Origin of the sequence: uncultured Nostoc sp., assembly GCF_964247315.1 — a bacterium.
GTDB lineage: Bacteria > Cyanobacteriota > Cyanobacteriia > Cyanobacteriales > Nostocaceae > Nostoc.
In genome coordinates, this window is the sequence record NZ_CAXTTT010000002.1 from 83,391 (window position 1) to 106,949 (window position 23,559).

Sequence of the window (23,559 nt, forward strand, 5' to 3'; positions counted from 1 at the left end):
GGGATGAGGGAGAAATAACCAATACCCAATTCCCAATGCCCTATTCCCACTTTGATATGTAAAATAGTCAGCGTATCTTGCTCGATCCAGGCGATCGCTCTATGGCCATTACAAAACGGCGACTACCGACATTTTTACAGTTTGGCAAAAGTCTCAATCTTTCCCAAAAACTCATGTTCATTGGGTTAGCCATTACCCTATTTTTCATCTTCCTGGCCTTCTTTGCTCCCGTATTGCAGGCTTGGGGATGGCTGCAAAATCCCAAAGATTTTCTCTCTAATCCAATTCACGAGCCACCATCAGCTAAACATTGGTTTGGTACTAGTCGTCTGGGTTATGATGTGTTCTCCCGAACATTGTTTGGCGCTCAAGCTGCTTTGCAGGTGGTAATTTTGGCAACAGCGCTGAGTATGATTATCGGTGTGCCTTTGGGGATGCTGAGTGGTTATCTCGGCGGGAAATTGGATAAGGTGTTGCTATTTATTATGGATAGCATCTACACTCTACCGGGGCTACTGCTGTCTGTAACGCTGGCATTTGTGGTGGGGCGTGGGATATTAAATGCAGCGATCGCTATTAGCATTGCCTACATACCCCAATATTACCGGGTTGTTCGTAACCACACCGTCAGTGTGAAAACCGAAGTGTTCATCGAAGCTGCTCAAGCAATGGGCGCTTCCACTTGGGTTGTGCTTTCTCGTTATCTGTTTTTCAACGTCATTCAAAGCGTACCCGTCCTATTTACACTCAATGCCGCTGATGCGATTTTGGTGTTGGGCGGTTTAGGCTTTTTGGGGCTAGGACTTCCCGAAGAAGTGGCAGAATGGGGACATGATTTAAAGCAAGCCTTAGAAGCTCTACCTACTGGCATTTGGTGGACTACGCTTTTCCCTGGCTTAACGATGACGTTTATGGTGGTAGGGTTATCACTACTTGGTGAGGGGTTAAATGAATTTGTCAATCCCCGTTTACGGAGAGAAAATAGAATCCGACAGTAATCATTGGTCAGTAGAGACGCGATTAATCGCGTCTGTACAATGGTCATTAGTTTTAGACAAAGGACTAATGACAAATAACAATACAGAGATTTGTATGAAAGATAATCTAACGTTAATTGCTGCCGCTACTGGCGGGTTTATCCTTTCCGTTGCTCTTGCTGGTATCTTAAGAGGTGCGCCAATTACAGCTTGGCAAGAACAATCGAGTTTCCGCAGCACGACTTTTGCTAATTTACAGAAATCGGAGTTGAAAGCTGCGCGTCTTCTCCCAAGCGGAGACACTGTGCGAACAGATCGGGGTTGAAAACGACTCGCGCCCAATAATAAAGAATAGGGAATAAGCTGTTCACCAATTACCAATGCCCCATGCCCAATAACAAATGACAAATGACAAATGACAAAATTCAAGTAATTGGCATTGATGTCGGGGGAACAGCAATTAAGCTGGGGCGTTTTGCAGAAGATGGTACTTGTCTGCAATCTTTGACTGTGGTATCCCCTCAACCAACAACGCCGGAAGCGGTGTTGGCGGTGCTGGTAGATGCGATCGCTCAAATCGATCCAGATAATCAAGCTGTTGCAATTGGTGTTGGTACTCCTGGCCCATCCGATGCCGCAGGACGCATTGCCAAAATCGCGATTAACTTACCTGGATGGATCGATGTGCCTTTAGCAGACTGGTTAGAAGCTAAAACTGGCAAACCGACTGCGATCGCTAACGATGCTAATTGCGCTCTTTTGGGAGAAGCTTGGCTGGGAGCCGGTCGCCATTTTCAAAATCTGATTCTGCTAACTTTAGGTACTGGGGTTGGTGGCGCAATTATCCTTGATGGCAAACTATTTATTGGACATCAAGGAGCCGCTGGAGAATTGGGTTTAATTTCCTTAAATCCTGATGGCCCAATTTGTAATAGTGGCAATCGAGGTTCTTTAGAACAATATGCCTGTGCGACTGCAATTCGCCGCCGCACTCTCAAGGAACCCATCGAATTGGGTTTTCTTGCCCAACAAGGAGATGCCGCAGCATTGACTTTTTGGCAAGAATATGGGGTTAATTTGGGAATTGGTTTGACAAGTTTGATTTATGTACTCACACCACAAGCGATCGTGATTGGTGGCGGTATCAGTGGCAGCTTTGAGTTTTTCTTACCAAGTGTGAAGGCAGAAATTGAGAAACGAGTGCAGCCTTTATCACGAGCGGGTTTACAAATATTGCCAGCGGAGTTGGGCAATTTTGCCGGGATAGTAGGTGCAGCAAAGTTGGCATGGCAATGCTACTCAGGATTTTAGATTATGGTTCAAACAATCCCAGCTAGAGACATCAGTCTTTACAAATTAGTAGAAGAAAAATTTGCTTTGGAGCTTGCTACAGACACCAACTTTTTTGCAGAATAGACAAAGAACTTAGGATTGCAGATTAAATAACACTTGAATAAGCGCTATGTGATGTCAGAAGATGCAGTAAAGATGTTTTTCTGACAAAAATCATAAAAAATGAGTATATTATTCAAAACCAAAGCCAATCCAAAAGCTAAAGGCTTTAATAATCAGCAAAGAGTCAAGCAAACTTTTACCGTAATGCTAATAAGAGCTAGCCATCGCTACGTACTCGTGGCATTGATACTCAGCTTGATAATTTTTGCCTGTATTAATATCTTAAAATCTAATCAATCCCTAGTCACCGAGTCTCCTATTAACAGTAAAGTTCTGAAGATTTGGTCAGATAAAGGTTATACTTTGGAAGAGGATGAAGCGCTCCAGAAGATCGTTAGTAACTGGGAACAACAAAGCGGCAACAAAATTAAACTTACTTTCTATACTAACGATGAGTTGCCACAAAAGACTCAAAGGGCACTTCAGGCAGGTAATTCGCCTGATCTCGTCATAAATAGCAGTGCTGAGAGGGAGCTGTATCCACGTCTTGCCTGGGAAGGTAAACTGGCAGATGTCTCTGATGTAATTGAGCCAGTCAAAAGTATTTATTCTGAAGGTGTGCTGGAAGCAGTTCGTTTATATAACAACGTTGATAAAAAGCTGAGTTACTATGCAGTCCCAATTAATCAATTAACAATTCACATCTTCTACTGGCGAGACTTGCTAGAGCAAGTAGGTCGAGCTCAAAGCGATATCCCTAAAGAGTGGGATGTCTTTTGGGAGTTTTGGAAACAAGCACAGGATGATCTGCGGGCACAGCAAAAACAGAATATTTACGGGTTAGGCTTTCCTTTCTCCACTGGGTCTACAGATACCTACTACTTATTTGAGCAGATTTTAGACGCATACAATGTCCAAATTTTAAACTCCAAGGGTCAACTTCTCCTCAACGATCCTAAGGTGCGTCAAGGTATTGTTGAGAGCTTAGAGTGGTATGCGAAATTTTTCCAGCAGGGTTACGTACCACCAGATGCAGTAAACTGGTTAAATCCAGACAATAATCGCAGCTTGCTTAATCATGGCGTGGTTATGACGCCTAACTCCTCGCTCTCGATTCCTGCTGCTGTCCGCCAAGATCCTGACACCTATCGTCACAAGCTTGGTATCCTAGAATTTCCGAACAAACCCAATGGTAAACCGATGCGCTACTTAGTCTCGGTTAATGAAATAGTTTTGTTTGCCGAGTCTAAAAACCAAAAGGTAGCTAAGGACTTTCTCGCATATTTAATTAAACCTGAGATCATAGGAAACTATCTTAAAGCTACTGGAGGTCGGTATTTACCAGTAATGAAGCCTGTTTGGAAAGACCCTTTTTGGACAAATCCGGCAGATCCTCATCTTTCCACTGCAACTCAAACACTGACTAAAGGTCTAACTCGCCCATTTTATATTATTCAAAATCCTGCTTACAGCCTAGTTTTAGAAGAGAATGTTTGGGGTAAGGCTCTCAATCAAATAGTTGTCAATAGCATATCTCCAGAAGAAGCAGCAGACATGGCAATTGAGCGGATAAAACAAATTTTTGACGAATGGCAGTGAGCTATATGCAATTTTAAAATCAGCACCTTACTATTAAAGTTACAATTTTTTTCTTAGATAACTTTAAAAAAAAGATGATTTGATAATTAGGCTAATTGAGCAAAAACTTATACAAACCATTTTTTAAGATTGGGAAGACAGTAAATCTGTTTTTTGACTTTATTGTTACCTTGTTCTGCTATACAGTAATTTCAAGACAAAGAATATCCTGTTGCTTTCTGAACGTATCTTACAACTTTTTCATAAGATTCAGGATTACTTACAGGGTTGATGATAATAGGAATAGTGCCATCTGGCAACCAAAAAGTTATCCTGCCGTTCGGTTCATGACAAAAGGAACTGATGCAGTTGAGATTAATTACATATTCATTTTTTTCGTAAATTATTTTCACCCAGTGGGCACAATTTAATTCTAATCCTGTCACACATTCTAAATAATCGAAAATTTTTTGATAGTCTTCCAGGTTACTTTGTGGGTTAATTACTATGGGAATAGCACTATCGGGTAGCCAAAAAGTAACTCTGCCATTCAGTTCATAACAAAAAGCATGGACACGTTCAAAATTTACTACATATTCTTTCCTTTCGTAAAGGATTTTCACCCAGTACGCCACAACATCTCCTCAAGTCCGAAATTTACGAATGATGCACCCTGTATGTCCAAATCTGCTGAAGCCTTAAGTTAATGTTGTTATGCACCAATTCAAAATCTAAAAAAATTAATTTTGAATTACGAATTACGAATTACGAATTGTTATGACACCTCCAATGGTGTTGGTGTGCTAGATGTCGAAAGGGAAAGAGCGATCGCTGTTTGAATGAATCCTTTAAATAAGGGATGAGGTGTACTGGGGCGTGATTGAAATTCTGGATGAAATTGACAAGCAAGAAAGAATGGATGCTTGGGTAATTCCACAATTTCAACTAAACGTCCATCGGGAGAAGTACCACTAATCGTATAGCCAGACTTTAACAACAAATCGCGGTAAGCATTGTTGAACTCATAGCGGTGTCGATGTCGTTCATAAATCACATCTTCTTGATAGAGCTTAAAAGCTAAAGTATCAGGGAGAACACGACAAGGGTATAGCCCTAAGCGCATTGTACCCCCTAAATCCACAACTTCCTGCTGTTCTGGCAATAAATTTATCACCGGATCAATTGTGTAAGGGTCAAATTCAGCACTGTTGGCATCTGTTAATCCCCCTACGTTTCTCGCCCATTCAATCACAGAACATTGCATACCCAGGCATAAACCCAAGAAGGGAATTTGGCGATCGCGGGCGTATTTAATGGCGGCAATTTTACCATCGACTCCCCGAACCCCGAAACCTCCTGGCACAACTATGCCATCGACACCCTCAAGATAATTTTCGGCTGGTTCAGTTTCCAAATCTTCTGAATTCACCCAACGCAGACGCAGTTTGCCATAAGTGGAAATTGCAGCATGGTTCAGCGCTTCTACTACAGATAGATAGGCATCACTTAACTGCACATATTTACCAACAATGGCAATTTCTACCTCGTGCTTGGGACTATGTAACCGTTTTACCAGGGTTTGCCACTGCGTCAAATCTGGTTTACGTTGTTCCATTTGCAGCAAGTTCAGCACTTGTTCTGCCATTCCTTCTCGTTCTAGATTCAGCGGTACTTCATAGATACTTTTGGCATCTTGGGAAGTGATGACGCATTCTTCCGGCACATCGCAAAATCCCGACAATTTCTGCTTTAATCCCTTGGGTAAAGGGCGATCGCTCCGACAAACTAAAATATCTGGTTGAATACCAATGGATCTCAGTTCTTTAACTGAATGCTGTGTTGGCTTAGTTTTCATTTCACCCGCAGAGGCAATCCACGGCACCAGTGTTACGTGCATATACAGCACATTCTGCCGTCCCACCTCTTTACGGAACTGGCGAATTGCTTCCAAAAACGGCAGTGATTCAATATCTCCCACCGTCCCGCCAATTTCTGTGATTACTACAGAAGGATTTGTACTTTTAGCAACTCGCAGAATCCGCTCTTTAATTTCATTGGTAATATGAGGAATTACCTGTACAGTACCGCCATTGTAGTCTCCGCGCCGCTCTTTATTGATGACTGCTTGGTAAATCGAGCCAGTAGTCACACAATTTAAGCGCGACATCGAGGTATCGGTAAAGCGTTCGTAATGCCCCAAGTCTAAATCTGTTTCCGCACCATCCTGGGTAACGAATACTTCCCCATGCTGAAAGGGACTCATCGTGCCAGGATCGATATTGATATAAGGGTCGAGTTTGAGAATCGACACCGAATATTTGCGCGACTTGAGCAAACGCCCTAGACTTGCTGCTACAATGCCCTTACCAATACTGGAAACTACGCCTCCAGTAACAAAGATAAACTTAGTCATAGTAGTTTGAATTTCTAACGACTTCTAAAAATACATCCCGTCATTGTGCCACAGTTATTGTGGTGTCATCTTCTGTGATTTGCTGTGAAAAACCTCTTAGGACTAGTAATATTAGGCTTTATTCTCTGCTCCTCCATAGCATTGGCACAGCCATCTCTTATAGTCATTTTTCCCCAGACAAACTACCAGACAAGTGCCCAAAAAATCTTTTTTCTGGGCACTGCACCACCAGATGGTGAGGTTTCGATCAATAGTAAGCCAATTACCCGCAGCAAAGCTGGTCATTTTTCCCCTAGTTTCCCCTTGCAGTTGGGGGAGAATCTTTTTACTGTGCGTCGCCAGAATCAAGAACTTAAAATTAAGGTGATCAGGCTTAACACTAGCCCGGAACTACCACAGGGGGTAGCCTTTGCGAAAGATTCGCTGACTCCCGCAGTCGACATTGCCAGATTACCGGGAGAAGTAATTTGTTTTGGCGCAATCGCACCCCCTAATGCTAATGTCTCTGTAACTTTGGCTAATCAAACTACTGCCCTTTTACCGCAACCTCAACAAGCACAACTACCAAGTAATTTGGCTGCTTTGACAGGGCAAAATCAGCCTCATGCCCAGTCTAGCGTAGGCAATTATCAAGGTTGCACTATAGTGGCAACAGCCGCCGATCTGGGAAAACCTCAATTTCAACTGACGCTTGACGGCAAGACGATAACTCAATCAGGATCTGGTAAGATTGAAATCCTCTCAAGAGCACAGTTGCCAGTTTCTGAGGTTACAGTAGAGTCAGGCGTTGCTCGTACTGGCCCTAGCACCGATCATTCTCGACTCACACCACTGCCCAAAGGCACACGCGCAACAGTGACAGGTAGGGAAGGTGAATGGTTGCGCCTAGATTATGGCGCTTGGATTAATAGTAAAGAAACCCGCATTCTACCTGGTGCAGTTCCGCCACAAACAATAATTCGCAGTGTCGGATACCGTCAACTCCCTGGTGCGACAGAGATAGTTTTCCCCTTACAAGTTCCCGTACCTGTGAGCGTGCAACAAAGCGAGGGTGCTTTCGCTCTCACTCTCTACAATACCACTGCCCAAACGGACATAATTCGCCTGGATGATGACCCCCTAATTTATCGCCTAGACTGGCAACAGGAAGCCCCAGGACAAGTAAAATACACCTTTAACCTTAAAAAAGCTCAACAGTGGGGATACAAGCTGAGATACGACGGTACAACCCTGGTTTTGGCTTTGCGTCATCCGCCTAAAATTGGGAACACAAGACGCAAGCTTTTAGCTAATTTCAAGATTGTACTAGATCCAGGGCATGGCGGTAAAGAAACTGGTGCCAGTGGCCCAACTGGATATTTAGAAAAAGATGTGAATTTGGTGGTATCTAAGTTGCTGCGCGACGAGTTGGTGAAGGAAGGAGCAACGGTAGTAATGACGCGGGAGGATGATAAGGAGGTTTCGCTAGTAGAACGTCAGGCAATTATCAGTCGAGAAGAACCTGCGATCGCTATTTCCATACATCACAATTCTCTACCCGATGATGGCGATGCTGAAAAAATTAAGGGATTTGCCGCTTTTTGGTATCAACCACAAGCCCATAACCTCGCAATGTTTTTACATAACTATGTAGTCAAAAAACTCGGCAAACCTTCTTATGGTGTATTTTGGGATAACCTGGCGCTGACACGTCCGACAGCTGCACCATCGGTATTACTAGAATTGGGTTTTATGAGCAATCCCGATGAATTTGAGCAGATAGTGAACCCAGAGGTACAGAAGAAAACGGCAAACGCGATCGCTCAAGGGATTACTGAGTGGTTTATGAGTGTGCGGTAAATTTGGAGATACAATCACTGTTCCTCATTGTATTTGGCGGAGTGCGATCGGTCTTTGTTCAAGCTTTTTGACTTTTTGTTTTCGGCTTACCAAAAAACGAGTGCAGTAACATTAACAAAAAAGAAGAACAAGCATTAAAAAAGCTGGCATTAGTGCTGTTCTCTTACACGCTAGAGGATCTCGAAAAAGCCAAGCTGGAAGATGAATTGATGGAGGTAATTTGCAATGGCGAAAAAGAAATCAGCGATTCTTGAAGCCATTCACGAAACGGCTACGGGGCTGCACAAGGCTGGACTGATGGATCAAACTACATTGCGTGAATTCGACAGTTTGTGCTTGTCTGGGATTGAACCGCTAGAACCTAAGCAAATTAAGCAAATACGCGAATCATCTCATGTCAGTCAGGCAGTATTTGCTGCGATTTTAAATACAAGTCTATCAACGGTTCAAAAGTGGGAAATCGGTCAGAAGCGTCCCAGTGGCACTGCTCTTAAGCTGTTGCACCTAGTTAAGAAACGGGGATTGAATACCCTGATTGATTAAGGGTTATTTTTGAGGAAAGTGATGGAATTCTGAAGCATTTTTTAAGTCTTCCATTGCACCTTGGTAATCTTTCAGGGCAGCACGAATGCTACTTCGTTTGTTATAAGCTTGAGAATTGTTAGGATTAATACGTAGTAATTGATTTAAATCTTCAAGGGCTTGTTGATAGTTTCCTAGATTGTAATGAACACTACCCCGGTTATAGTAGGCTTCAGTAAAGGCAGGATTGATTTCCAAAACTTGGTTATAGTCCTTAAGTGCTTTGATATAGTCACTTAAGTTCTCATGCACAAGTCCACGGTAGTAGTATGTTAGAGTATCTTCACAATTTATTTGCACGGCTTGGGAATAATCTTCAAGCGCTTCTTGGTAATTTCCTAGACAATAGTGTGCAAGCCCCCGCCGACTGTAAGCTTCAGCAAAGTTGGGATATATTCGTAAAGTATAATTGTAATCCTCAATTGCTCTATGTAAGTCTTTTAAGCGATAAAAGGCAACCCCTCGGTGAAAATAAGCTTCAGTAAGATCGGGCTTAATTTTCAATGCTTGGCTGTAATTACCAATGGCTTCCTGCATCTCTCCCAAATTGCTACGGACAAAACCACGGTAGAAGTAAGCTAAGGCTTCATTGGGATTAAGGAATATTATTTCGCTGTAATCCTCAATTGCTTTTAGGTTATCTCCCAAACTGTAGTGAACATGACCCCTCTGGTAGTAGGCATCTATATATTGAGGGTTTAGGTTAATAGCTTGAGTAAAATCTTCAATCGCCTCTTTCTGAAATTCTCCCTTAGTCTTGGCTAGCCCTCTTTGGTAGTGTAACTGGGCATTATTAGGGTTAAGCTTCAGTGCTTGGGTAAAGTTCTCAATTGCTCCCAAAAAATCCCGATTTCGATGACATATCAACCCTTTTTGAACGTAATTAGTAGCATTGTTTGTCTTTTGTATATAATTCTGGTTCCCTTTAAATTGTTGCTCATATTTTTTCTGTTGCAAGTCATGTGGTTGGCAGCCACGAATATACTCTTTGAGAATGCTATTACGGTTAGGGTGGCGTAACTTGCGGAGTGCTTTCGCCTCAATTTGACGAATCCGTTCGCGGGTGGCGTTAAAAATCTTACCAATTTCCTCAAGGGTTTTCATGCGTCCATGATCAAACCCATAGCGCAGTTTTATAACATTACATTCACGGGGACTAAGACTGTCGAGAACTTTTTCTAAATCTTCCCGCAACGTATTTTTATAAACTTGTTCTTCTGGGGTTTCCTCATTGGATTCAATAAAATCGCCCAATTGGTAATCTCCTTCTTTGCCAATGGGTGTTTCTAGTGAAATGGGTAGCTGGGCGGATTTAGCAATAAACCGCAACTTCTCAATAGTCATTTCCATATAAAAGGCAATTTCTTCCTCAGTGGGTTTACGACCCATTTCTTGAGATAGTAGCTTGGTAGTTTTCTTAATCCGAGAAATGGTTTCGTAAAGGTGAACTGGAAGGCGAATAGTGCGGGATTGATCTGCGATCGCCCTGGTAATTGCCTGACGAATCCACCATGTAGCATAAGTAGAAAACTTATAACCTTTTTCGTGGTCAAACTTTTCTGCAGCGCGAATTAAACCAAGACTACCTTCCTGAACTAAGTCTTGGAAAGATAAGCCGCGATTCATGTATTTCTTAGCAATTGAAACCACAAGGCGCAGGTTGGATACCACTATCTTATCTTTCGCCCTGCGACCAACATGCAGCCGATAACGAAAAGCTGGTAATGGGAGTTGTACAGCTTTTGCCCATTCACTATCCCAAGGATCGCGATCCAACTGCTCACAGAGTCTTTCCCGCACCCTCTCTAATTCCAGCAAATCGGCTATTTTCCGCGCCAATTCAATTTCTTCATCTGCCCGCAACAGCCGAATTCTACCAATTTCTTGCAAGTAAAGCCGAATTGAATCTTCGGTATAGTGCTTTTTCTGAGTTTGCTTCCAATGATGGAAGTTCGTACTCCTACCAGAGTAACCGTCTTCTTCATCTAACGGAATTTCTAAAAATTCATCTTCGCCTTCATTGATGATCAGCAAGTCCTCTTCTTCATCAATTAAGAGTTCTTCTAACTCGATCTCAGGCTGATTTATTATTTCTAGGTCAGGCTGAAATATACTTTCGAGTACGTTGCTACCAATAATAGGAAAGCTATTAATAGGAAACTTATAACGGGGCAACTTGATTATTTTACAGAAAGGATGAGGGGTTTTTGAGTCATCTATTTTGTGCGTTTTTTCTTTTTCTACAGAGATGTGTTTGGATATTGAAAATGATGCTTTGTCCACAAGTATCTCATTACTTCCACCAAAAACACACATCAGCGATCGCCATTGTTCATCGGTTAAATTTCTTTGTCTACTTTGAACACTTTGAGTAAAATTATGTTTTAAAGTATAAGCTTTCAAATCTTCTCTAGTCAGTACAATACCTTGAATATTTGGCAAATTATGAAATCCTTTATTTTGCCACTGTTCTTGGCTAATAAAGGGAATAGCAACTCTAAAGTTTAAGTTTAATGAGGCGCAAAAATCTAGCTGTTTACGCAAATGGTTTTTAAGCGCAAACATCTGGTATTGTGCTTGGTTAACTGGTTTTATGCGGTCTTCATACCAGTTTTTCATTTTCCATTCAGCACCCTTAATAGCTTCTATATCATTGATGTAGCATCCTTTACATTCAATCACCCATAGTCCTAGCTGACGATGGACAATAAGAATATCAATCTCTCGCTCAAGATTTCCATATCTGTCAAATAGCTGATAACAATGAAATGCCTCACCAGAATCATCCCTGAAGGCAGATTTTACTTGTTGCCAAACTTCTTTCTCAGCTTTGTTATTGGCATCAAAAATATTGTCTGGATAGAATTCCATAGAATCTCTAATTTAATGAATCGTTACTAAACTTAATTATTTGGGCGGATATCATCTGCACAAAATGTTGTATTCAGTAACGGCTATTATTAGGGTTCCCAGAACTGAAGTTGTTTTTAAGGTCATTTCCTACCAAGTCTCAACTACGATGAAGTCATGAGCATCTTAATTTGTCACATTTTGAAGCGATCGCTTTCCTACCTCCTACATAATCAAGCATTGCTCTCTAACCTCTGTATCTTCTGCTCTACAATGAAGTGAAGAATCTAGCAGCTTAAACAGGGGATTTATTTATGTCCCACCCGACGCTCAGTAGCCAAGAAGTCGCCCGACGTGGAAAGGAACTCTATCAAAAAAGTATCCGTGCCAAAGTTGAGACACAAGAGAACATTGGCAAAATTATCTCAATTAATGTTGAAACAGGAGATTACGAAATCGGTGATGATTTAGTCGAAACGAGTCTTCGATTACGATTCAAGCAAACCGATGCAGCACTTTGGGGAGAAAGAATAGGTTTTGATGCCGTTTATGCAGTTGGTGGTACATTGCTCAGGACGGCACAGTGAGACACAGGACTGTACTTTGCGATCGCCCCACTGTCAAACCCAAAAGATGGAGCCATGCAGAAGATAGCAAAAACAGCCCTCAAGTTATTGAAAGGTGCGTTGGCGTAGCCCGTCGTAGACATTGCTGATTTACCTACTACTGAAAAGCTGGTTGAAGTCTGTGGTAAGCTTTTGCTTGTAATTACTAAGTTTTTCGGCTTGCCATAACGTTAGTAAATATTACTCTACATCTGGGTCGATACCCATTGCCCTGAGCCGTTCTGCTAATTGTGCAGCTTTTTGTTCTGCTTGCTCGGCCCTTCGTTCTGCTTGCTGGGCTTTTTGCCTTTGCAACTCAGCTTCTTCTTTACCAATCAGTAACAGATTTCCCTCTAAATCCCACCAGCGCAACCAAAATTGCTCAGGATTATTTAAGTAATTTCCTTGCCATAACCCTAGTTCCACTCCTAAAGGAGGAATTGGATAACGACCTTGCTCATTAGGCTGCATTTTGTGATATGAAAAATCTACGAGGTGATAAACCTCTAGTTTTTCATAACTAATTTCATAAATGGCATAGTAAGGAATTCGGATTACTCGCTCATATACCCAAAATTTACCTGGTTTTGCCCCTTCGCGACTACCAGCTAGAGGTAAAGGAGTGACATCTCGTTCTTCATCGCCATTACCACTAGCTAGTTCTATGGCAATCAATGGAGGTATATATTCTCGCCACAAAACGTATGAGCGGCGGTTTTTGCCATCTAGCCTTGGTGGTACACTAGGGACATAAAACCAGTCCGGTGCTGCTGCTCCTTTTTCTGGCGGATCGGTTTCTCGCCAGTAAATACCGCAATCTTGACCAATGCAATACTGTCCATCTGGATGTAGATTTTGCAAAACCTGAGCAATTGAGTCTGTAAGAATGATGGTTTGGGGATGCTCTTGAAAATTTTTCACAAAAGTACCATCAGACTCTGGTAGTTGAGTGTGATCGGGAAACTGGGGTGGTATGGCAATATCAGCAAGTGTTTCACTCATACTTTGAAAAGTATTGCAGCTATTTATATAGTCTTTTACGCTTCCCATCAGGTATTACCAAGTAGTATAACACCTTGCTATATCTTGATTTCAGTGCTTCTACCCTGCCAGAACCGCTTTGATTGCGGGTAGAAATATATGAAATCTTATATTTTGAAACTGTATGTATTTTAAAATAGGCGGGATTGTGGGTGCGATCGCTATTTTATTGAGTAATGGTAGTGCGATCGCTCAAGATGCAGAAAGATATATCACTGTAGGGCATGATAAATTGGGAAACAGCGTAGCTCTGGATACGGAAACGATTAAGGGCACGATATACAAGCTTTACGGAATCTATGGAGATGGCATCTTCGAGACTACCTTTGATGCATCGTGCAAAGAATCGCGGCTGTTTCGCAATCGCATTGCGATTTACGGGCCAGAAGGACAGCTACTTGAAGAGGATAAAGAAAAAGGAGAAATCCCTTTTGTAGCAAGTTCTTCACCAGGCAAAGGTATGAAAATTGTTTGTCAAAAGATTGGTGCGAGTGGTTGGTAGTTGCTCAATATTTTATAAGTAGGGAATGGGGAATGGGGAATAGGGAAGATGAGGGAGTGAGGGAGATGAGGGGACAAGGAGATAAACAAAACTCCTAATTCTTAACTCTTAACTCTTAACTCTTAACTCTTAACTCCTAACTCAGCACTCCTAACGCCCAATGCCCAATTCCCAGCTAAAAAATACTAAGGACAAAACAAGGTGTCACGCGTATCTCGTCCTGTAGTAGGATTAGTTCCTTTAGCAAGTTTGCACAATTTTTTTTGCTCATCGGGACGCAGCAGCGTATCGGTAAAATCTGCCCCATCAATAATTGCACCATCAAATCTGGCATTAGCAGCAAAAGCACCCTCCAACAGTGCATTTGTTAAATTTGCTCTGACTAAACGAGCTGAGTCTAAAGTGGAATTTCTCAAATCAGAACCCTCCAAATTCGCAGACTCCAAATTTGCGGCAAAGAAACTGACACCGTTCAAATTAGCATGGCTGAAGTTGCTCTGGCGAAGATTAGCTTTAGTAAAGCTAGAGTCTGTTAAATCACGTCCTGAGAAATCAGCCTCAACCAAAATTTCTTTATTATATTCAAGTGCCAAAGCTGTTGGAGTAAAACCGACCGTTGCAATGATGCCAACTATTCCCCAGAGGAATAAGCTGAGTATACTTGCCCAAATCCGGGCGCTTAACTTAGAATTCATTCTATTTTTAGCCAATGGCGAACCCTCCTCCATCTCATTATCCTTGAGTCAGAGATGTTAGCGCAAAAATCCTTTAAAAATATTTTTATGAATACTAATTCAAGTTCATACGACGATTTGAACGTTGCCTTCACACGACTTCAGGCTATCCAATGGGATACGTTAGGAATGGGGGAGAAAGACGAAAAACTTACAGAACTGATGTTAGAATTTCTGTCGCGGGTCAGACAATGGGCAAAGTTTTTGCAGAGCGAACAGAAGCATATTTTTCAAAATCTTGCTCTTCAGATTCGCCCTGACATTGAACTCCCATCTTCCCTAATCCAATGGCTGGAGGAGTTATACAACAGCGACCGGATACCAACTAGGCGTGGTAGTGTCTATGTTCTGCTAGGGGTACGTAATTACTTATTTTGGTGTCGTCTACGGGAATTTGATACAGTCCCCGCGAATGGTCTTCCTGACCCTTATGAGCCGTTCATCACCTTTTTGGAATGTGGTGGTGGTTATATATGTCGAACATCACTCTTTTATGGATATTTACCCAAATTATGTTTACTTCAATTTGACTGTTGGGAATGCCACGCCAGCAAGTGAAGAATAAGCACATCATGAGAGTATGATTTCGGGTAACTACTAGAAACTCTTATTTTCCTGTTGAATTAAATAACCGAGAATACTAAAGTTTATATGCATTGTCCAAATAGTGGTCAATTAGGAGAAGACCTAGTAGCCCAATGGTTGCAATCTACTGGTTGGATAATTCTTCATCGTCGCTTTTCTAGTCGCTGGGGGGAAATTGATATCATTGCTGAATATGATAGAAAAGCAGAGGAAGCAGGGGAGCAGGGGAGCAGGGGAAAAGTAGGAAAGCTCAGCACTCAGCACTCATTATTGGCATTTGTTGAAGTCAAAACCCGTAGTTCAGGTAGTTGGGATACAGGGGGAAGAAGCGCAATCACTCCACAAAAGCAGGCAAAAATCTGGCGTACAGCTGGAATATTCTTAGCCCAGTACCCTGAGAAGGCAGATTATTCTTGTAGATTTGATGTTGCTATTGTTTACTGTCAAAAAATATCAAAAAATCTGACTGGGGTTACAGCAAACCAGGAAGCTCTAGCTACTTCATCAGTACCCGGATATAAGTTTAAGCTGCAAGAATACATTCTGGCAGCTTTTGACTCTTCAATTGATAATGGTTAATCGGTAATGGATAAAATATCTTAATTACCAATGACCAATAATTTTGTAGTGGCGTTACAACTAAATAGTTTCACGCCAAGGTTTCTGGACAGTAACCTAAGCCCCGGACAAACTGTTGCCGGAACGCTTCAATTTCGTCTCTTTCTGGGCTACCATGAGAAACTATCGCTACTTGATAGCGACGCATCACATCCACGGGGCACTGTCCGGCTTCCAAACTCCAAAGTGCCATTTGCACCCTCATTGGCGGTTCGTAGCTAATTCCTAATTCATTTAGAAAAGCCCGAAAGTCGCCATCTTCTTGGGGCGAGACTTGACCTTTGAGTTTGATCCTAACCACCCAGCCATCAATTTGATGAATTACGGTGACGAACGAAACGGGTGTCTGGGGTCTAGCGTGGAGGTGTTGAACGACCCTCAGGGTTAGACTGGCATTTGCCAGATAGTACAAGTATTCCATGTTTGTTGGTGCTTGGGATCAAAGCCAATGCTACATATCTATATTCGTCAATCAGTGCCTGTTCCCGGTAGGGTAAAAGCCCCCGTTTTTAGATGGGGAGGTTTACCCAATTTTTATGTTAATTTTTCCGTGTTACTTAATAGTAACAATCTTATAGCCTAGCGGTAAAACTGAGCGAAGATACCTTAAAGTTCCTTTAGAAGGGAAAGCTTAAACCAGCTTTTTTAAGAGAGTATAAATACTAAATAAAGCAAAAACTAGTATAAGCCAATTTGAAAGATACTTCTAGCCCACAAGAAAAAGATTTGGAATTAGATTGCTCGGTAGCTAGCTATGACTACAAACTACCTCCAGAACTCATTGCCCAAAATCCAGCAGTTCCTAGAGATAGTTCGCGGTTACTAGTAGTTGATTCTCCCACTTCAGGCATCGAAACAGCACCTTTACACCACATTTTCCATGATTTACCTGCACTGTTGCGCTCTGGTGATTTGTTGGTTATGAACAATACAAGAGTCATTCCAGCGCGGCTTTATGGTCATAAATCCACTGGTGCTAAAATCCAGGTGTTGCTGTTGGAAGAACGGCAGCATAATTGTTGGTTAGCTTTAGTTAAGCCAGGAAAAAGCTTCAAACAGGGAGCGAAGATTGTTTTTGAAGCAAGGCAATTGGGGATTGGGAATCAGAAAGATTCTTCCCCAGTCTCCAGCCCCCAGCTAACGGCTACGGTTCTAGAAACAGATGCAGCAACCGGGGGGCGTTTGTTGCAATTTGATGTACCAGAGGGAAGGACTTTGGTGCAACTGTTAGAGGTATTTGGGGAAGTACCGTTACCACCGTACATCACTACCTCAGAAGCAGCTGATGAGCAGTATCAGACAGTTTATGCCAAACAGCCAGGAGCGATCGCAGCTCCAACGGCAGGATTACACTTTACCCCAGAATTATTACAACAGTTGCGCGAGCGCAAAATTAATCAAGCTTTTGTGACGCTACACGTTGGTGTCGGCACATTTCGCCCTGTGGAAGTAGAGGACGTAACTACCCATCAGATGCATGAAGAATGGATTGAAGTTCCTGCCGCTACAGTAGAGCAAATCCGCGCCACTAAAGCTGCTGGCGGTCGAATTATTGCTGTGGGAACAACGGCAGTACGGGCTTTAGAAGGGGCGGCTCAATCTGGTAATTTACAACCGTTTTGCGGAAAAACAGACTTGTTTATTTATCCTGGCTATCAATGGCGAGTAGTGGATGGTTTGATTACAAATTTTCACTTACCGCGTTCTAGTTTATTGATGTTGGTAAGTGCGCTAATTGGCAGACAACGATTATTGAATATATACAATGAAGCGATCACTTTTGGATATCGCTTTTATTCATTCGGTGATGCCATGCTAATTTTGCCGTCAGCTGTGGGAGTGGGGAGTTAGAAGTAGAGACGCGATTAATCGCGTCTCTACAAGAGTTAAAAGTTGAGAATTTGGAATTTTTTCTTTCGTGGTGGGTACTCTGGCTTATGAGGAGTGAAAAATAAGTACAGGTCTGCTATTCATGTCTGAAAAATACCTATTTTCTCATTGGTTAAATTTATTTTGTCAAATAACACTCGGTGGCTGTTCTGCATTTTTGCTCTTGGCTGCACCGACAATTATTAATTTTCCAGTTAGCAGGTTGCTGGCAGAAACCGCAATTTCTCAGGATCTCGAAGCAGCTAGCTTTTTTCAGCAGGGAGTCACGCGCCATAACCGCCAAGACTTACAAGGTGCGGAATATGCCTTTCGCCAAGCGTTGCAGCGAGATCCTAACCTTGGGGTAGCACGGAATTATCTGGGTAATATATTTATGGAGCAAAATCGCCTGGATGAAGCTTTACAAGAATATACAGAGGCGATTAAAGTTAATCCTAATTTTAGCGAAGCTTATTACAACTTAGGGTTAGTGTTGCACCGCCAAGGAGAAAAAGATGCAGCGATTACAGCTTATCGCCAGAGCTTGGTGATAGATTCTACAAGGGTGGCAGCGCTGTATAATCTGGGCTTGTTGCTGTACGAACAAGGAAAGTTAGAGGAAGCGATCGCTGCATATCAAAAAGCAATTAATCTAGATAGCAGCAATGCCAATGCTTATCTTAACTTAGCGATCGCCTTGCAACAACAAGGTCAAATCGAGCCTGCGATCGCCAGTTATCACCAAGCTTTGAAGCTAGATCCTAAAAATGCCGCAGCCTACAGCAATATAGCAAATTTGCTAGCAATGCACGGTCAAGCTTCTCAGGCTATTTCTGTTTATCGGCAAGCTATTCGCCTAAATCCGAAAAGTGCCTCAGCTTACTATAACTTGGGAGTAACTTTATATAATCAAGGCGAACTCAAAAAAGCCAGTGAAGTCTTAAAACGCGCTTACAATGAATATCGTGAGCAAGGCAACATTGAACAAGCTCAGAAAATTGAGCAGTTAATGCAGCAAATTGTTCAGAAAAGTGCGCAACAGCAACCTCAAGCCAGTCAAATAGCTGCTCCTTCTCAGAGTTCAGATTCTACAGTACAAACACCTGAGCCACAGACGCCAAATCAACCAGAAACGCCTGGGAACCCCGGCGATGTGCCTGTCTCAGTTGAATCACAATCCACTTCAACAAGTCCCGGACAATAAAAAACTCAGAGTTAAGGCAATACGGTTCAGTTAAGAAAAATTGTAGGTTGGGTTAAGCAAAGCGCAACCCAACAAAGCCCCGGAAATGTTGGGTTTTGTTCCTCAACCCAACCTACACACTTTAAGGCTTTTGGTGCTAACCCAAGCGTATTGAGAGTTAAGGCGATTTGCAAAAATGCAAAATTTGTCCTCATCCCCCAACCCCTTCTCTCAATTTTGGTAGCAGGAGAGCGAATTTCCAAGTCCCTCTCCCAAGCTTGGGAGAGGGATTTAGGCTAAGGGCTTTTGATTTATGCAATAAGTCTATTCTCTATTAAAAGGGATTGGATGTTAAGTTTGAGTAAAAGTTGCAGGCGGCATAACTCCTAACTTTTTTAAATCGGCAAACGATTAATATCTTTATTGCAACCAATAACAACCATTGCTGAACCACGCTCTAAACGCTTGGTAGAGTCAGGATTAATTTTAAATTTCCCATCCTGGCTTACTGCTAGCAAATTTAAACCGTAGCGGTTACGAAGTTGAAGTTCGGTGATGGTTTTGCCGTGAAATTCATCAGGCACAATCAACTCTACAATACTGTTATCTGGGTCGAGGTCAAACCGATCTAGGATTGCTGGTTTGGTAAGAGTACGCGCTAGGGCACAACCCGCTTCATACTCAGGAAAAACAACATGATCTGCTCCGACTCGCCGTAACAGTTTACAGTGAACTTCACTAGAAGCTTTAGCAACTACGTGAGGTACACCAGCCTCTTTTACATTTAAGGTGGTTATGATGCTTTCTTGAACGTAGTTGCCAATTGCGACAATTACAGTATCAAATTCAAAAATTCCAGCTTCTTTGAGTGCGGCTGGTTCTGTAGAGTCTAGTTGCAAAGCATGACCTACGATCCCCTCAGTTAATGCTTCTGAAACTTGTTTTTCATCAATATCTGTTGCCAGCACTTGATAACCAAAATTATGCAGTGTAGAACAGACAGACCTTCCAAAACGACCTAACCCAATTACAGCAAATTGCTGGTTATCTTTACGTAAACTGCGAAAAAAACTTAATGATGACAGATTCACCCTTTTTATCCTTATGATGGCTCCCTGTATTTAGGGCAAAAAACGGTTATACCGCTTGAATTAAAAATTTTATTTTTTGCCTTCCAATGTATATTTTATCAGTTTAGTCATTAGTCATTAGTCAAGAGTTATTCTTCTGTGCTCTTCTGCCTCCCCTGCTCCCCATTGCCTACTCCTTACTCCCTCCTCCTAACTATCCCACGAGTAGATTTTCTTCAGGATAGTGAATTCTGGTAGGGCGGGGGTCTCCTAATACAGCAGACATCAGCAATAAAACACCTACTCTTCCAACGTACATAGTGACAATTAAGATCAGCTTTGCTGCTGTCGAGACACTTGCTGTAATGCCTGTAGAAAGCCCCACAGTAGCGAAGGCTGAGACAACTTCAAACAAAATTTGAATAAAATCTAGTGTTGGATCTGTGAGGCTAATTAAAATAGTAGCCAAAATCACCGTTGCTACTGAACCTACTAACACACCAACAGCTTTCAAAATTAAAGTTATTGCTATTTTTCGGTCATACAATAACACTTCTTCTTTTCCCTGGAGAATCGTTTTGGTGCAACTGGTCAAGACTCTCAGGGTTGTTGTTTTCATTCCTCCTCCTGTACCACCTGGACTTGCACCAATAAACATCAGCGCAATCATAATAAATAGACTAGCAGTGGTCATTTGGCTAATATCGATGGTGTTAAAACCAGCAGTTCTGGGAGTAACTGATTGAAACCAAGCTACTAATATCTGATTGCGGAGATTTAGAGAACCAAATGTTTCAGTATTTCTAATTTCTATACAGAAAAAGGCAATTGTCCCTACTAGTAATAATATAATAGTTGTGCTAGTAGCAACTTTAAAATCTAAAGAAAATATTTGGTTGTAAGTTTTTTTGATAATGCGATCGCGCAACCAGAGATACATTTCCAAAATTACCTGATAGCCAATTCCCCCAAAGATAATCAACATACTACTAGTGAAGACTACTAAGAAGGATGACTGATAGCCAATTAAGTTATCTTTAAACAAACTAAAACCAGCATTATTCCAAGCATTGATGCTATGAAAAATTGCGAACCAAAGCCCTTTGTTCCATCCATACTCTGGAACAAAAGCTGGTAAAAGTAAGAATACTCCGGTAATTTCAAAAATTAAAGTTGTGGCAATAATTGAACGAATAACTTGGGTACTACCACTCATTCCCGGTCGGTCTAAAGCTTGTTGAATGGCTATTTTATGCTGCATATTAAACTTACGACCAATGAGCAAAATCAGAAATGTGGTAGTTGTCATGTAGCCCAATCCGCCAATCTGAGCTAAGAGCGCAATAAATAACTGACCCCAAAAGGAAAAGTAAGTACCAGGATCGACTACTGATAAACCTGTGACACAAACTGCGGATGTTGAGGTAAATAGTGCAACAATCAGGTTATCCCATGTACCATCGCTAGTTGAGAAAGGCATCATCAACAAGATAGTACCTATAGCAATGACAGCTAGAAACCCCAAACAAATTGTGCGAGCAACAGTCATAATTAATTCGTAGTTCGTAATTCGTAATTCGTAATTAAGAAAGTTAGAGTAAATCTAGATTTTCCCTTTTTGTATATGTAGGTTTTTTTGGAATAATTGGGATAAATTCGACTAAGAAAAGTTTATTAAGGTAAAACTGAGAAATTTTTCCCAGGAGGATAAATCTCGGTTTACCTTCCCTGGAAGTAAAAATACCCTTATTTAATTAAAAACATACATGGTAGCCTACCTGTATGTTTTTTTTGAATTCTATTTCGTCTCAATACTACTTTTTTCATGAGTGCAACACTTTACCAGCAAATTCAGCAGTTCTATGATGCTTCCTCTGGTCTGTGGGAACAGATTTGGGGCGAACACATGCACCACGGCTACTACGGAGCTGATGGTAATGAGAAAAAAGACCGTCGGCAAGCGCAAATTGATTTAATTGAGGAACTGCTCAATTGGGCGGGGGTACAAGCAGCAGAAAATATCCTCGATGTGGGTTGTGGTATTGGTGGCAGTTCTTTATACCTGGCAGAAAAGTTTAATGCTAAGGCTACAGGAATTACTTTGAGTCCTGTGCAAGCTGCCAGAGCAACGGAACGCGCAACGGAAGCGAATTTGAGTCTGAAAACTCAGTTTCAGGTCGCCAATGCTCAAGCAATGCCCTTTGCTGATAATTCTTTTGATTTGGTTTGGTCGCTGGAAAGCGGCGAACACATGCCAGATAAAACTAAGTTTCTCCAAGAATGTTATCGGGTATTGAAACCTGGTGGGAAGTTAATTATGGTGACTTGGTGTCATCGACCGACTGATAAGTTACCACTGACGGCAGATGAGGAAAAGCATTTGCAGGATATTTATCGGGTGTATTGTTTACCTTATGTGATTTCTTTACCAGAGTATGAAGCGATCGCCCGTCAACTTCCATTAAACAATATTCGCACCGCCGATTGGTCAACCGCCGTTGCCCCTTTTTGGAATGTAGTAATTGATTCGGCGTTCACTCCCCAAGCACTTTGGGGCTTACTCAATGCCGGTTGGACTACCATTCAAGGGGCGTTATCACTGGGGTTGATGCGTCGCGGTTATGAGTGCGGGTTAGTTCGGTTTGGCTTATTGTGCGGCAATAAGTAGAAACGTTCTTTGGGAAAAGACCGCGCTGTTTTATTACAGCGCGATCGCACTACAATTTAAGAAATTCAATTCCGATTACCCTAGCAGCTTGTCCACTGCCAACAACTAAAGTCTCAAGAAAGGATGAGTTTTATTTTAAAAAATTTGGATAAAATGTCTCCTGAAGAATTACAGTCTATCCGCCAACAAGCTCAAGACTGGCACGCTCAGTCGTAGTTTATTGCAAGGTATTAAAATAATTCGTAATTCGTCTGTCTTGATATAACAAGGATGGCAAGGATCTGGTTCTAGCTAGGTTCTCAAGTGGCGAATATGGACTCGAACCGTTTCTATATTTTTACTGATATATCTGAGCATAGTTCCGAAAATCAGTAATTTGACATTGTAGCTAGCTCTATTCATGGCAAGTTCAAATTATCATATTTTTATTCGTTAATACTTAATATATGCAACTGAGGTTATTTGCTCACATATTACCAGGGGTAGCAACAGCTTACGTGATTTCAGTTTTAGCCTTGGCAGTTGCCACTACAAGCAACCAGCCGAGTTATGCTAGAAATAACAAATTCTTTTGCACGCAGGAACGCGGTGTACCAGTTACTAAAGTACGCACCTCACGGGGAAATGAGACATTCATCCGTTGGGTAGTTAAAGATTTTAAAAAATTTCCACCCTCAGAACGTTGTAACATTGTCTCTACAAGGCTGCAACGCTATTACGATAATGGTTCACTTTTCATCAAGAGTGAATTTAACTTCAAGAACTATCCAGTTTTGTGCATCGCCAATCGTAAAGGCATACCTTGTACTTCAGATAATGTACTAGTCACCCTCAAACCAGGAACTGATTTAGGAAGAGTCTACCAGCAGATAATTGCTTTTCGCCGTGGTGTTGCAGGTAAACCTTTGGATTTAAGTGGCAAATGTCGCCCTTATACTGAGTATGACGGTGATTTGTATCTTGATGTTAAGCAACTACTAGATGGCAAGCAGTGTGGTCAATAGACTTTTGCATTTAACAATCTCAAAACAGAGTCTGTATAATCTTGCT

The 23,559-nt window shown here is 41.8% G+C and carries 22 protein-coding genes and 2 pseudogenes; 15 read left to right on the top strand and 9 right to left on the bottom strand.

Going from position 1 to position 23,559, the window contains the following annotated elements:
- Positions 1 to 101 precede the first annotated feature (101 nt).
- The 4 genes from ACFE93_RS01280 (at position 102) to ACFE93_RS01295 (ending at position 3,971) form a co-directional block, all read left to right on the top strand.
- Entirely contained in the window at positions 102 to 998 is an 897-nt protein-coding gene (locus ACFE93_RS01280) for an ABC transporter permease (protein ID WP_375471655.1), read from the top strand.
- A 94-nt stretch (positions 999 to 1,092) separates the two neighbouring features.
- Positions 1,093 to 1,302, top strand: coding sequence for a hypothetical protein (locus ACFE93_RS01285; protein ID WP_375471702.1), 210 nt, complete (start codon positions 1,093 to 1,095; stop codon positions 1,300 to 1,302).
- 83 nt (positions 1,303 to 1,385) lie between these two features.
- Positions 1,386 to 2,288, top strand: a complete 903-nt coding sequence (locus ACFE93_RS01290; protein WP_375471656.1) for an ROK family protein — start codon at positions 1,386 to 1,388, stop codon at positions 2,286 to 2,288.
- A 204-nt stretch (positions 2,289 to 2,492) separates the two neighbouring features.
- Positions 2,493 to 3,971: an extracellular solute-binding protein gene (locus ACFE93_RS01295; RefSeq protein ID WP_375471657.1), complete on the top strand. Its 1,479-nt coding sequence runs from the start codon at positions 2,493 to 2,495 to the stop codon at positions 3,969 to 3,971.
- A 191-nt stretch (positions 3,972 to 4,162) separates the two neighbouring features.
- Here the strand turns inward: ACFE93_RS01295 and ACFE93_RS01300 are convergent, their stop codons facing one another.
- Complete coding sequence (locus ACFE93_RS01300; RefSeq protein WP_375471658.1) at positions 4,163 to 4,585, bottom strand: hypothetical protein; 423 nt, start codon at positions 4,583 to 4,585, stop codon at positions 4,163 to 4,165.
- A gap of 140 nt (positions 4,586 to 4,725) precedes the next feature.
- Entirely contained in the window at positions 4,726 to 6,363 is a 1,638-nt protein-coding gene (locus tag ACFE93_RS01305; protein WP_375471659.1) for a CTP synthase, read from the bottom strand.
- An 84-nt stretch (positions 6,364 to 6,447) separates the two neighbouring features.
- On the opposite strand from ACFE93_RS01305, the gene ACFE93_RS01310 reads away from it, so the two are divergent.
- The 3 genes and pseudogenes from ACFE93_RS01310 (at position 6,448) to ACFE93_RS01320 (ending at position 8,745) form a co-directional block, all read left to right on the top strand.
- Positions 6,448 to 8,202, top strand: a complete 1,755-nt coding sequence (locus tag ACFE93_RS01310) for an N-acetylmuramoyl-L-alanine amidase (protein ID WP_375471660.1) — start codon at positions 6,448 to 6,450, stop codon at positions 8,200 to 8,202.
- 83 nt (positions 8,203 to 8,285) lie between these two features.
- A pseudogene (locus ACFE93_RS01315) lies at positions 8,286 to 8,456 on the top strand (type II toxin-antitoxin system RelE/ParE family toxin); the annotation flags it as partial.
- A complete protein-coding gene (locus ACFE93_RS01320; RefSeq protein WP_375471661.1) occupies positions 8,428 to 8,745 on the top strand; it encodes a helix-turn-helix domain-containing protein in 318 nt (105 codons plus the stop codon). The pseudogene ACFE93_RS01315 and the gene ACFE93_RS01320, both read left to right, overlap by 29 nt.
- A 3-nt stretch (positions 8,746 to 8,748) precedes the next feature.
- On the opposite strand, the gene ACFE93_RS01325 is transcribed toward ACFE93_RS01320, so the two are convergent.
- The gene (locus ACFE93_RS01325) at positions 8,749 to 9,741 is read right to left on the bottom strand and encodes a tetratricopeptide repeat protein (protein ID WP_375471703.1); all 993 of its coding nucleotides are present in this window, start codon (positions 9,739 to 9,741) and stop codon (positions 8,749 to 8,751) included.
- Positions 9,742 to 9,759: 18 nt separating this feature from the next.
- Positions 9,760 to 10,923: pseudogene (gene rpoD / locus ACFE93_RS01330) on the bottom strand (RNA polymerase sigma factor RpoD); the annotation flags it as partial.
- A 1,025-nt stretch (positions 10,924 to 11,948) separates the two neighbouring features.
- On the opposite strand from rpoD, the gene ACFE93_RS01335 reads away from it, so the two are divergent.
- On the top strand, positions 11,949 to 12,221 hold the full coding sequence (locus tag ACFE93_RS01335; protein ID WP_375471662.1) for a hypothetical protein: 273 nt from the start codon (positions 11,949 to 11,951) through the stop codon (positions 12,219 to 12,221).
- Between the two features lie 219 nt (positions 12,222 to 12,440).
- Here ACFE93_RS01335 and ACFE93_RS01340 read toward each other — a convergent pair whose 3' ends face one another.
- A complete protein-coding gene (locus tag ACFE93_RS01340; RefSeq protein ID WP_375471663.1) occupies positions 12,441 to 13,241 on the bottom strand; it encodes a Uma2 family endonuclease in 801 nt (266 codons plus the stop codon).
- Between the two features lie 163 nt (positions 13,242 to 13,404).
- Between ACFE93_RS01340 and ACFE93_RS01345 the strand changes: the two genes are divergently transcribed.
- A complete protein-coding gene (locus tag ACFE93_RS01345; RefSeq protein ID WP_375471664.1) occupies positions 13,405 to 13,782 on the top strand; it encodes a hypothetical protein in 378 nt (125 codons plus the stop codon).
- Positions 13,783 to 13,967: 185 nt separating this feature from the next.
- Here ACFE93_RS01345 and ACFE93_RS01350 read toward each other — a convergent pair whose 3' ends face one another.
- Positions 13,968 to 14,477: a pentapeptide repeat-containing protein gene (locus ACFE93_RS01350; RefSeq protein WP_375471704.1), complete on the bottom strand. Its 510-nt coding sequence runs from the start codon at positions 14,475 to 14,477 to the stop codon at positions 13,968 to 13,970.
- Positions 14,478 to 14,564: 87 nt separating this feature from the next.
- Here ACFE93_RS01350 and ACFE93_RS01355 point away from each other — a divergent pair, with 87 nt between their 5' ends.
- Positions 14,565 to 15,074, top strand: a complete 510-nt coding sequence (locus tag ACFE93_RS01355; protein WP_375471665.1) for a hypothetical protein — start codon at positions 14,565 to 14,567, stop codon at positions 15,072 to 15,074.
- Between the two features lie 93 nt (positions 15,075 to 15,167).
- Complete coding sequence (locus ACFE93_RS01360) at positions 15,168 to 15,680, top strand: YraN family protein (RefSeq protein ID WP_375471666.1); 513 nt, start codon at positions 15,168 to 15,170, stop codon at positions 15,678 to 15,680.
- 70 nt (positions 15,681 to 15,750) lie between these two features.
- Here the strand turns inward: ACFE93_RS01360 and ACFE93_RS01365 are convergent, their stop codons facing one another.
- On the bottom strand, positions 15,751 to 16,140 hold the full coding sequence (locus tag ACFE93_RS01365; protein ID WP_012412259.1) for a hypothetical protein: 390 nt from the start codon (positions 16,138 to 16,140) through the stop codon (positions 15,751 to 15,753).
- A gap of 272 nt (positions 16,141 to 16,412) precedes the next feature.
- Here ACFE93_RS01365 and queA point away from each other — a divergent pair, with 272 nt between their 5' ends.
- Entirely contained in the window at positions 16,413 to 17,570 is a 1,158-nt protein-coding gene (queA, locus tag ACFE93_RS01370; protein WP_375471667.1) for a tRNA preQ1(34) S-adenosylmethionine ribosyltransferase-isomerase QueA, read from the top strand.
- Between the two features lie 121 nt (positions 17,571 to 17,691).
- Entirely contained in the window at positions 17,692 to 18,792 is a 1,101-nt protein-coding gene (locus ACFE93_RS01375; RefSeq protein ID WP_375471668.1) for a tetratricopeptide repeat protein, read from the top strand.
- Between the two features lie 374 nt (positions 18,793 to 19,166).
- On the opposite strand, the gene ACFE93_RS01380 is transcribed toward ACFE93_RS01375, so the two are convergent.
- Both ACFE93_RS01380 and ACFE93_RS01385 read right to left on the bottom strand, forming a co-directional pair.
- Entirely contained in the window at positions 19,167 to 19,862 is a 696-nt protein-coding gene (locus ACFE93_RS01380; RefSeq protein WP_375471669.1) for a potassium channel family protein, read from the bottom strand.
- 193 nt (positions 19,863 to 20,055) lie between these two features.
- The gene (locus ACFE93_RS01385; RefSeq protein ID WP_375471670.1) at positions 20,056 to 21,390 is read right to left on the bottom strand and encodes a TrkH family potassium uptake protein; all 1,335 of its coding nucleotides are present in this window, start codon (positions 21,388 to 21,390) and stop codon (positions 20,056 to 20,058) included.
- 276 nt (positions 21,391 to 21,666) lie between these two features.
- On the opposite strand from ACFE93_RS01385, the gene ACFE93_RS01390 reads away from it, so the two are divergent.
- Both ACFE93_RS01390 and ACFE93_RS01395 read left to right on the top strand, forming a co-directional pair.
- The gene (locus ACFE93_RS01390; RefSeq protein ID WP_375471671.1) at positions 21,667 to 22,509 is read left to right on the top strand and encodes a methyltransferase domain-containing protein; all 843 of its coding nucleotides are present in this window, start codon (positions 21,667 to 21,669) and stop codon (positions 22,507 to 22,509) included.
- Positions 22,510 to 22,955: 446 nt separating this feature from the next.
- Complete coding sequence (locus tag ACFE93_RS01395) at positions 22,956 to 23,513, top strand: COP23 domain-containing protein (protein WP_375471672.1); 558 nt, start codon at positions 22,956 to 22,958, stop codon at positions 23,511 to 23,513.
- The last annotated feature ends 46 nt before the right edge of the window (positions 23,514 to 23,559 follow it).